The following is a 9,382-nucleotide window of genomic DNA, read 5'->3' as shown; positions in this document are numbered from 1 at the left end:
TATTCAAACACCCCGACCCCGAAAGAGGCCGGGGTGTTTCCTTATGGGAAATTAATTAATAAATTGATTTAAATGCACTAAGTCAATAAAAAAAGGACTCTATATGAGTCCTTTTTTTATAGAGGAAGGAAATTTCGAATCCGTTTTAAGTTAAAAATGCGCTGCAAGGCCTGCATCTTCTAAATCAATATTAAGTAGCTCGATTACATTTTTATATGGAAACTTATTCTTTAAACTGGAAAAGTAAATAGGATGAAAATTATAAAGAGTAAGAACAATGAAATATCAAGGAAGTTGCCATTGTGGTCAGATTAAATTTGTAGTGGAAGGAGAGTTGTCAGAGGTTTTATCTTGTAATTGTTCAATATGTCAAAAGAAAGGGTCTTTACTTTGGTTCCTACCCACTAACCAAGTTACAGTTACTTTAGATGCTCCTGATATTTTAGCGAATTACACTTTTAACAAGCATGTGATTAATCATCATTTCTGTAAAAATTGCGGTATTCATCCTTATGCTCAAGGTATAGATCCCCAAGGTAATTCTATGTTTGCGATTAATGTTCGATGTATAGATGATATAGATTTAGAAAAAATAAAAATAAATTATTTTGATGGACGTTCAGTTTAATAATTATAAGGATTTATTCAATGACAACTAAAAAACAATTAACTCCAACAGAATTAGATTCACTGCTTGAACTATTAAAGAAGAGATTTGAAAAGAACACACATCGCCATAAAGAAATTGATTGGACAAATGTGCGAGCTAAATTATTAGAATCGCCTGAAAAAGTATGTTCATTGCAAGAAATGGAAAATACTGGAGGAGAACCTGACGTTGTCTCTTATGATCAACAGAAGGATGAGTATTTATTTGTTGATTGTTCTCCTGAGAGTCCAAAAGGCCGTAGAAGTTTTTGTTATGATCGACAGGCTTTGGAGGCTAGAAAAGATCATCCTCCCAAAAATAGTGCAATCGATTTAGCTAAAGAAATGGGAGCTGAGCTTCTCACAGAAGAGCAATACCATGAATTACAAAGGTTAGGGGAGTTTGATCTTAAAACATCAAGTTGGCTCAAAACCCCAGATGAGATTCGACGGTTAGATGGAGCTATTTTTGCTGACCGTCGCTATGGTCGAGTCTTTATTTATCATAATGGAGCACAATCATATTATGCTGTCCGTGGTTTTCGCTGTTGCTTAAGAGTATAGGTGTTTTACTCAAATAAAAATAATTCTGTTTGATGTTTTATGCCAAGAAAATGGAGATTCTTGCAACTTTTGATTGACGGCAAACATGACAAGATAGGTGCTGGATTTAAATAAAAACATCAGGACATTTCTACACATGCAACTCAACCCAATTTACTATAATGAACAACATATTGCTTTTGCTGATAATGTTCGTCGATTTGTACAAAAAGAAATGACACCTTTCGTTAATGAATGGGATGAAGCTGAGACATTTCCTAGAGAGCTTTATAGAAAGGCTGCTGAAATTGGTCTATTGGGATTAGGTTTTTCTGAAGAATATGGTGGTATTCCTGATGCAGATCCATTTTATTCATTACTGGCTGGTATTGAAATGGCAAAGGCGGGTTCTGGAGGAGTACATACCTCACTCATGGTACACACAATTGGCGCCCCTCCCATTCAGCATTTTGGAAGTGAGGAGTTAAAAGCTAGAGTCCTCCCAGAGATTATTTCCGGCGAAAAAATTTCTGCTTTAGCTATTACAGAACCTGGTGGTGGCTCGGATGTCGCTGCATTACAAACTAAAGCCATTCGTGATGGTGATTACTACATTGTCTCGGGTGAGAAGACCTTTATTACGTCGGGAATTCGTGCAGATTACTATACCGTTGCAGTGCGTACAGATCCGACAAAAACAGGTGCTGAAGGTATTTCAATGTTGCTCGTTGATGCGCACAGTGAAGGAATTACTAAAACACCTTTAAAGAAAATGGGATGGTGGGCTTCTGATACAGCTCATTTGCATTTTGATCAAGTACGAGTTCCTGCATCACATCTTCTTGGCAAAGAAAATGTCGGTTTTAAAGTTATTATGAATAACTTTAATATGGAGCGGTTCTTTTTGGGAGTAGTGGCTTATGGGTATGCATTAGTCTGTTACGAAGAAGCTTTAGAGTGGGCGCAACAACGGAAAACTTTTGGTAAGCGATTAATTGATCATCAAGTGGTTCGTCATAAATTGGTAGATATGGCAACACAATTGACCTCAACACGGGCATTACTTGAAGAAACTGCATGGAAAATGACTCAGCCGAAGTTACAAGGGCCTGAATTAGTGGCGCAAATTTCAATGCTTAAAAATGTTGCGACTCGTACTATGCAATTTTGTGCTGATGCAGCAGTACAAACGTTGGGAGGCATGGGATTTATGCGTGGGACTAAGTCTGAACGTATTTATCGTGAAGTGAAGGTCAATATGATTGGTGGTGGTGCTGAGGAAATTATGAAAGATTTAATTAGTAAGCAGTTAGGTTATTAATTTTAGAGTAGGTTTTGCTTGTATGAACCATCTCATCCAGAGTTTACTGAGATGGTTCTATCCATTTCTCATTTAAAATTGCCCAACGTTCATGATCTTTCCATGTTTTTCCTCCAATTTGAAGATATTGCCGAGAAAAACCTTCTTTAATGAAACCAGCTTTGGAAACTAGTTGAATCGAAGCAATATTGTCAGGTTGTATATTCGCTTCTAACCTATGTAAATTTAAATTTTCGAATGCCTCTTTAAGTAATAATTTTAGGCCTTGCTTCATGTAGCCATGACCTTGATAGGGATGAAATGCTTCATAACCCAAATAGGCTGAATGAAAGTGACCGCGTATAATATTTGAAATATTAAATGTTCCGGCAATTGCATGGCTATCGGTTAAGCAGACAAAATAGCGATGCTCTTGTTCTAAATATGTTTGAAAGTTAGCTGGTGGATATGTCCACGGTTGATGTAATTGAACACTACGTGCATAAGCTTCTTTAATTTCTGCAAGGTCATTTTTCTTGGGTTTACGTAAATAGATTAGACTCATTTCAACGCCATTTCCCAAACCATTTCCGTTAACTCATCAATTTTAACTTTACCCTCAGATTTATACCAAGTTACGGTCCATGAAATCGCACCACCAACTAATCTTCGCCAAATAAAAGCATCATGTTTTATTTTGCCCTGAGTGCGCAACTTTTCAATAATATTTAGCCAGATTTGTTCATATTGATTACGCATTTCTAAAAGATAATTTTGTTTTTCTTTTGACAGAGCAAACCACTCATAAACCAAAACAGCCATGGCTGCACCTGTATCTCCAGTAATTGAAATGAGTTCAGCTTTAATAAGGGCACGTAATTGTTTTTCTGGATCGGTAGATTGAGCTGCGGCCTCTTCTAAACGAGCAAGATTGTAAATAATGGTTTCCTCCATCACGTGAGCGAGGATGTCATCTTTACTTTTAAAGTGGTGGAATAAGCTTCCCGACTGGATTCCAATAAATTGAGCAAGTTCGCGTACAGTAGTTTTGTCATAGCCTTGCTTGTGAAATAAATAGGCCGCCCCCCGTAATAAACGACCACGTGGGCTATCGTCAAAGCAAGAAATATTTGGAATCTGTTCAATTGAAGTAGCAATCATGCGAAAGCTGGTTCCTTTATATAAAAATACTTAACGGAAAAATTTGCCAAATCTCATCATGTTTTAGGTGAATTGTCGAGTTTGGCAGTTTTAGTCAATTTCACAATAACATTTTGCTCTTTACAAACCAAGCGCTTGCTTGGTAATGTTGAGTTTAATTTTTAAACAAAATAATGAGAAATAAGATGGCAAGTAATCAACAGGATGATGAGCGTGTCGTGAAAATAGGTTGTGCCTCAGGTTTTTGGGGAGACACCAATACTGCCGCTTTCCAATTAGTACATCTAACCGATATTAATTATTTGGTTTTTGATTATTTGTCAGAGATCACCATGTCTATTATGGCAAAAGCGAAGATGGTGGAACCAAAGCATGGCTATGCTTTGGATTTTGTCAGCCGAGTCATGGCACCTCTACTTAAAAAAATTGCAGAGAAAAAGATTAAGGTGATTAGTAATGCTGGTGGTGTTAATCCACTGGCGTGTCGAGATGCCTTACAAAAAATAATTAAAGAATATGGTCTAGATCTGAAAGTGGCTGTGGTGTTAGGCGATGATCTTTTAGCGCAGCATGAACAACTTAAGCAGCAAAATATTCAGGAAATGTTTAGCGGTGAAGCTTTGCCGGAACAGGTGGCGAGTAGTAATGCTTATTTAGGAGCAGTGGCTATTCGTGACGCTTTAGACGTAGGTGCAGATATTGTGATAACTGGCCGTGTGGTTGACTCTGCTGTGGTGCTTGCCCCTTTACTTCATGAATATCAATGGTCTTTAGATGACTACGATAAGTTGGCACAAGGCTCGCTGGCAGGTCATGTGATTGAATGTGGTGCGCAATGTACAGGTGGTAATTTTACCGACTGGCGCTTAGTTCAAGGCTTCGACAATATGGGCTTTCCAGTCGTTGAAGTGAGTGAAGATGGCTCATTTATTGTGACCAAACCCCAGGGTACAGGTGGGCTGGTATCTACTGCCACGATTGGTGAACAAATTATTTATGAAATTGGTAATCCGCAAGCATATTTACTACCCGATGTAATTGCGGATTTTAGTCAGGTGCATTTAGAGCAAGTCGGGGAACATCGAGTTCGTGTGACAGGGGCAAAAGGACAAGCACCGACTGCGCAATATAAAGTCAGTGCGACTTACCCAGATGGATATCGGGTTTTAGTCAGTTTTTTAATTGCAGGTCGCGAAGCTCCACAAAAAGCACAAGTCATTGCCGATGCGATTTTGACTAAATGTGAGCGAGTTTTAGCAATGCGCTCAGTGCCTCCTTTTAGTGAAAAATCGGTTGAAATCTTAGGGAGTGAAAGTACCTATGGTGGGCATGCTAAAGCATTAAATAGTCGTGAAGTGGTAGTTAAAATCGCTGTAAAACACATGTTTAAAGAAGCCTGTATGTTCTTTGCTTCTGAAATTGCACAGGCCTCTACAGGCATGGCTCCAGCCTTGGCAGGAATTGTTGGTGGACGTCCAAAAGCGTCTCCAGTTATCAAGTTATTTTCATTTTTAATTGATAAAAATCAAGTTAATGTCGAAATCGACTTTGAAGGCAAACGTTATCCAGTTGAGGTTCCACAAAGAATTTCTACAGAGCAATTGTCTACATTAACAGCGGGCGAAAATGCAGTTTATCAAGGGGATGAAATTGAAGTTCCTTTGATTGAAATTGCACATGCCCGCAGTGGTGATAAAGGCAATCATAGCAACATCGGCGTGATTGCGCGTAAAGCAGAATATTTACCGTGGATTCGTGCGGCACTGACTGAACAGGCAGTTGCAAGTTATATGCAGCATGTTTTGGATGCTAAGAAAGGACGAGTGATTCGTTATGAGTTACCAGGTTTAAATGCACTGAATTTTATGTTGGAGAATGCCTTGGGTGGCGGTGGTGTTGCAAGCTTACGTATTGATCCACAAGGTAAAGCATTTGCACAACAATTATTGGATATGCCTGTCAAAGTTCCGGCAAATCTTTTAGAAAAATAAAATGAATGGATGAAACAAAGATGAGTTATCAATCAATTTTTAGACCAGATGCTTTTGCTAATAAAGTCATTATTGTGACAGGTGGCGGCTCAGGAATTGGTCGTTGTACTGCACATGAGATTGCTGCCCTTGGTGCTCAAGTGGTGATTACAGGACGCAAAATTGAGAAATTAGAGAAAGTAAGTCAAGAAATTATAGAAGATGGTGGTCAGGTTCATTTCATTGTTTGTGATAATCGTGAAGAAGAACAAGTGAAAAATATGATTGCCGAAGTGATAGAGAAATTTGGCAGTCTGGATGGCTTAGTAAATAATGCGGGTGGTCAGTTTCCATCAGCTTTAGAGAATATCTCAGCAAATGGTTTCGATGCGGTCGTACGTAATAACTTGCACTCAACTTTTTACCTGATGCGTGAAGCTTATAACCAATGGATGGCAAAACATGGCGGCAGTATCGTCAACATGACTGCTGATATGTGGGGTGGAATGCCGGGAATGGGGCATTCAGGTGCTGCGCGTTCGGGAGTTGATAACTTAACCAAAACAGCATCGGTCGAATGGGGGAAATCTGGTGTACGTGTAAATGCGGTTGCACCGGGATGGATTGTGTCATCCGGTATGGATAATTATAGTGGTGATTTTGCCAAAGTGATTATTCCAAGTCTTGCTGGCAATGTGCCGTTAAAACGTATGGGAACCGAGTCAGAAGTATCCTCGGCGATTTGTTATTTACTATCTGATGCTGCGGCTTTTGTGTCGGGTGTGACTTTGCGTATTGATGGTGCTGCATCACAAGGTACACGTATGTATCCACTAGGCGAAGCCACAAATAGTCAGTCTTATAATGGTTTTCACCGTGCATTTATTCCTGAAATCTTTCAGAAAAAGACTGAGGCTGAGGAGGAATAATAGTGACTATTCTTCAATCCGAAATTGCTGTTGGTAGTGAACAGTATCAAAAAAATAAAGAGGCACTGCTTACTCAACTGAGTGAAGTCCGTGCAATTCAGCAAAAAAGTATTGATAAATCTTATGCTGCCAAACCGAAGTTTGATAAGAAAGGCAAGATTCTGCCACATGAGCGGATGCGGTTGTTACTCGATGCCGATTCACCTTTTGTTGAGCTGTGTGGTTTGGTCGGTTACAACATGCATGATGATAAAGATGGCTCGGAAGCTGGGGGCGGGGTGATTGCTGGCATTGGTTTTGTCAGTGGTGTGCGTTGTCTTGTTTCTGCAAGTAATAGCGCAATCAAAGGCGGAACCATGTCACCTATGGGTGTGCAGAAAACCTTACGTTTGCAAAAAATTGCATTAGAACAAAAGCTCCCGCTGATTACGCTGACCGAAAGTGGCGGCGCTAACCTAAATTATGCGGCGGAAGTATTTACCTATGGCGGTATGACCTTTGCCAATCAGGCACGTCTTTCTGCGGCAGGTATTCCCCAACTTGCAGTGGTGCATGGTAATGCAACGGCAGGTGGTGCTTACCAACCCGGCCTTTCAGATTATGTCATTGCTGTGCGTAAGCAAACCGAGATGTTGCTTGCAGGGCCACCTTTACTTTTAGCAGCAACTGGTGAAGTTGCAACAGCTGAGGAATTGGGCGGTGCAGAAATGCATGCGCAGGTTGCCGGAACTGCAGAATATTTGGCTGAAAATGATGCCGATGGGATTCGACTTGCACGTGAAATCTTTGAACACCTAAATTGGAAAGAGCAAATCAAGCCAGTTGATGTGACTTATAAAGAACCTCGTTACGATACCGAGGAACTGTTAGGTGTTATTCCAAGTGACCCTAAACAACCATTCAATATGAAAGAAGTGGTTGCTCGTATTATTGATGATTCGGATTTTCTAGAATTTAAACAGGAATATGATGATTTAACAGTATGTGGTTGGGCAAAAATTGGTGGCTTGCATATCGGTATTATTACTAATAATGGACCGATTACACCTCAAGGGGCAGCGAAGGCGGCTCAGTTTATACATCTGTGTGAACAGACTAGGCGCCCCTTATTATTTTTGCATAACACCACAGGTTTTATGGTAGGAACTGACGCAGAGCAAAACGGTATTATCAAGCATGGCTCGAAACTGATTCAAGCTGTTGCGAATTGTTCTGTACCTAAAATTTCGATTGTTGTGGCAGGCTCATATGGTGCAGGTAATTACGCAATGTGTGGTCGGAGTTTATCGCCAGACTTTATTTTTGCATGGCCAAATTCGCATGTTGCTGTAATGGGCGCTGCACAAGCTGGAAAGGTGCTACGCATTGTGGCTGAAGGAAAGCAAAAAGCTTCTGGTCAGGAGCCTAATCCGCAAATGCTCGATTTTCTTGAGCAAAGTACGGCCATGAAATTAGAGCAGCAATCCACCGCGCTTTTCAATACGGCCATGCTACATGACGACGGCATTATCGATCCGAGAGATACCCGAAAATTATTAATTTTCCTTTTACAAACCATTTATGAAGCACAGCAACGAGAGCTAAATCCAACTCTTTTTGGTGTGTCCCGTTTTTAATCAACCTTTACCGCAATTAAAAAAATTAATAGGAATAACACAATGAAATTTACTGCCGAACATGAAGCATTACGCCGTACAGCTCGTCAATTTGTTCAAAATGAGCTGAATCCACATATTCCGGAATGGGAAGCTGCAGGGCAGTTCCCAATCCACGATGTATTTAAAAAGATGGGTGATCTTGGTTTATTGGGGATTTGTAAGCCTGAGGAAAATGGCGGTTTAGCTTTAGATTATTCTTATAACCTTGTAGTTGCAGAAGAAATTGGCTATGCAGCTTGTGGTGGCGTGCCTTTGGCGATTGGTGTGCAAACCGATATGGCAACACCAGCTTTGGCCCGTTTTGGTAGTAAAGAATTACGTGATGAGTTTTTAACACCAGCGATTGCTGGGGAATATGTCGCATCGATTGCGGTATCTGAAGTGCATGCTGGTTCAGACGTTGCTGCTATTAAAACCACAGCTAAAAAAGATGGCGATGACTACGTTATTAACGGCAGCAAAATGTGGATTACCAACTCATTGCAAGCTGACTTCTTTTGTCTGTTAGCCAACACGTCTGATGATAAACCTCACGTGAATAAGTCGATGATTATTGTGCCCGCAAAAACGAAAGGGATTAGTTTTTCAGAGCCACTTAATAAATTAGGGATGCGTTCAACGACCACAGCGCAAGTTTATTTGGATAATGTCCGTGTACCACAGCGTAATTTGGTTGGCGTTGAAGGCATGGGCTTTATGATGCAAATGATGCAATTTCAGGAAGAGCGTTTATGGGCTTGTGCTAATGCTATTGGTGGTTTGGAAAATTTAATCCAGAAGACTATCGACTATACCAAAGAGCGTACGACGTTTGGCCAGCCACTCATCAATAACCAATATATCCATTTTCGTTTTGCCGAACTCATGACTGAAGTGGAAGCGCTTAAAGCCTTAACCTACCAAGCGTGTGAACAGCACATCGCGGGTGAAGATGTGACCAAGCTGGCATCTATGGCAAAACTAAAAGCAGGACGTTTAACCCGTGAAGTTGCCGATAGTTGTCTGCAATATTGGGGTGGTAACGGCTTTATGTGGGATAACCCTGCATCACAGTTATATCGTGATGGTCGTTTAGGTTCTATTGGTGGTGGTGCAGATGAGATTATGTTGGGGATTATCTGTAAGTTAATGGACATTCTGCCTAAAAAGCAGAAATAAAAATAAGGAATCGAC

Annotated in this window: 9 protein-coding genes; 7 read left to right on the top strand and 2 right to left on the bottom strand. The window is 40.4% G+C overall.

Annotation, left to right across the window (positions count from 1 at the left end; translation table 11 throughout):
• The first annotated feature begins 277 nt into the window (after window positions 1–277).
• The 3 genes from ACT53H_RS18880 to ACT53H_RS18870 all read left to right on the top strand — a co-directional run bounded on the left by ACT53H_RS18880 (window position 278) and on the right by ACT53H_RS18870 (window position 2,512).
• Window positions 278–628 (top strand): GFA family protein, encoded by a 351-nt coding sequence (locus tag ACT53H_RS18880; RefSeq protein ID WP_151964702.1) that lies wholly within the window; start codon window positions 278–280, stop codon window positions 626–628.
• A gap of 20 nt (window positions 629–648) precedes the next feature.
• Window positions 649–1,212: a DUF4256 domain-containing protein gene (locus ACT53H_RS18875; RefSeq protein ID WP_476009870.1), complete on the top strand. Its 564-nt coding sequence runs from the start codon at window positions 649–651 to the stop codon at window positions 1,210–1,212.
• A 136-nt stretch (window positions 1,213–1,348) separates the two neighbouring features.
• A complete protein-coding gene (locus ACT53H_RS18870) occupies window positions 1,349–2,512 on the top strand; it encodes an acyl-CoA dehydrogenase family protein (protein WP_476009869.1) in 1,164 nt (387 codons plus the stop codon).
• 43 nt (window positions 2,513–2,555) lie between these two features.
• Here the strand turns inward: ACT53H_RS18870 and ACT53H_RS18865 are convergent, their stop codons facing one another.
• Both ACT53H_RS18865 and ACT53H_RS18860 read right to left on the bottom strand, forming a co-directional pair.
• Window positions 2,556–3,056 (bottom strand): GNAT family N-acetyltransferase, encoded by a 501-nt coding sequence (locus ACT53H_RS18865; protein ID WP_151964705.1) that lies wholly within the window; start codon window positions 3,054–3,056, stop codon window positions 2,556–2,558.
• Entirely contained in the window at window positions 3,053–3,652 is a 600-nt protein-coding gene (locus ACT53H_RS18860; protein WP_004796280.1) for a TetR/AcrR family transcriptional regulator, read from the bottom strand. The genes ACT53H_RS18865 and ACT53H_RS18860 overlap by 4 nt, the downstream gene beginning before the upstream one ends.
• Before the next feature lie 185 nt (window positions 3,653–3,837).
• Here ACT53H_RS18860 and ACT53H_RS18855 point away from each other — a divergent pair, with 185 nt between their 5' ends.
• Genes ACT53H_RS18855 through ACT53H_RS18840 form a run of 4 tightly spaced genes read left to right on the top strand, consistent with a single transcriptional unit; the run spans window position 3,838 to window position 9,367 of the window.
• Window positions 3,838–5,643 (top strand): acyclic terpene utilization AtuA family protein, encoded by a 1,806-nt coding sequence (locus ACT53H_RS18855; protein ID WP_476009868.1) that lies wholly within the window; start codon window positions 3,838–3,840, stop codon window positions 5,641–5,643.
• 20 nt (window positions 5,644–5,663) lie between these two features.
• The gene (locus ACT53H_RS18850) at window positions 5,664–6,551 is read left to right on the top strand and encodes an SDR family oxidoreductase (protein ID WP_476009867.1); all 888 of its coding nucleotides are present in this window, start codon (window positions 5,664–5,666) and stop codon (window positions 6,549–6,551) included.
• A gap of 2 nt (window positions 6,552–6,553) precedes the next feature.
• Entirely contained in the window at window positions 6,554–8,167 is a 1,614-nt protein-coding gene (locus tag ACT53H_RS18845; RefSeq protein WP_476009866.1) for an acyl-CoA carboxylase subunit beta, read from the top strand.
• Between the two features lie 42 nt (window positions 8,168–8,209).
• On the top strand, window positions 8,210–9,367 hold the full coding sequence (locus ACT53H_RS18840; protein ID WP_100193024.1) for an acyl-CoA dehydrogenase family protein: 1,158 nt from the start codon (window positions 8,210–8,212) through the stop codon (window positions 9,365–9,367).
• Window positions 9,368–9,382: the final 15 nt, after the last annotated feature.

It is taken from the genome of Acinetobacter sp. DMC2 (genome assembly GCF_056314305.1).
This window is presented reverse-complemented; position numbering and strand designations above follow the sequence as displayed.

Coding starts and splice junctions, on each gene's coding strand:
- ACT53H_RS18875 (WP_476009870.1), top strand. CDS start 649: ATGACAACTAAAAAACAATTAACTCCAACAGAATTAGATTCACTGCTT.
- ACT53H_RS18850 (WP_476009867.1), top strand. CDS start 5,664: ATGAGTTATCAATCAATTTTTAGACCAGATGCTTTTGCTAATAAAGTC.
- ACT53H_RS18880 (WP_151964702.1), top strand. CDS start 278: ATGAAATATCAAGGAAGTTGCCATTGTGGTCAGATTAAATTTGTAGTG.
- ACT53H_RS18865 (WP_151964705.1), bottom strand. CDS start 3,056: ATGAGTCTAATCTATTTACGTAAACCCAAGAAAAATGACCTTGCAGAA.
- ACT53H_RS18840 (WP_100193024.1), top strand. CDS start 8,210: ATGAAATTTACTGCCGAACATGAAGCATTACGCCGTACAGCTCGTCAA.
- ACT53H_RS18860 (WP_004796280.1), bottom strand. CDS start 3,652: ATGATTGCTACTTCAATTGAACAGATTCCAAATATTTCTTGCTTTGAC.
- ACT53H_RS18855 (WP_476009868.1), top strand. CDS start 3,838: ATGGCAAGTAATCAACAGGATGATGAGCGTGTCGTGAAAATAGGTTGT.
- ACT53H_RS18870 (WP_476009869.1), top strand. CDS start 1,349: ATGCAACTCAACCCAATTTACTATAATGAACAACATATTGCTTTTGCT.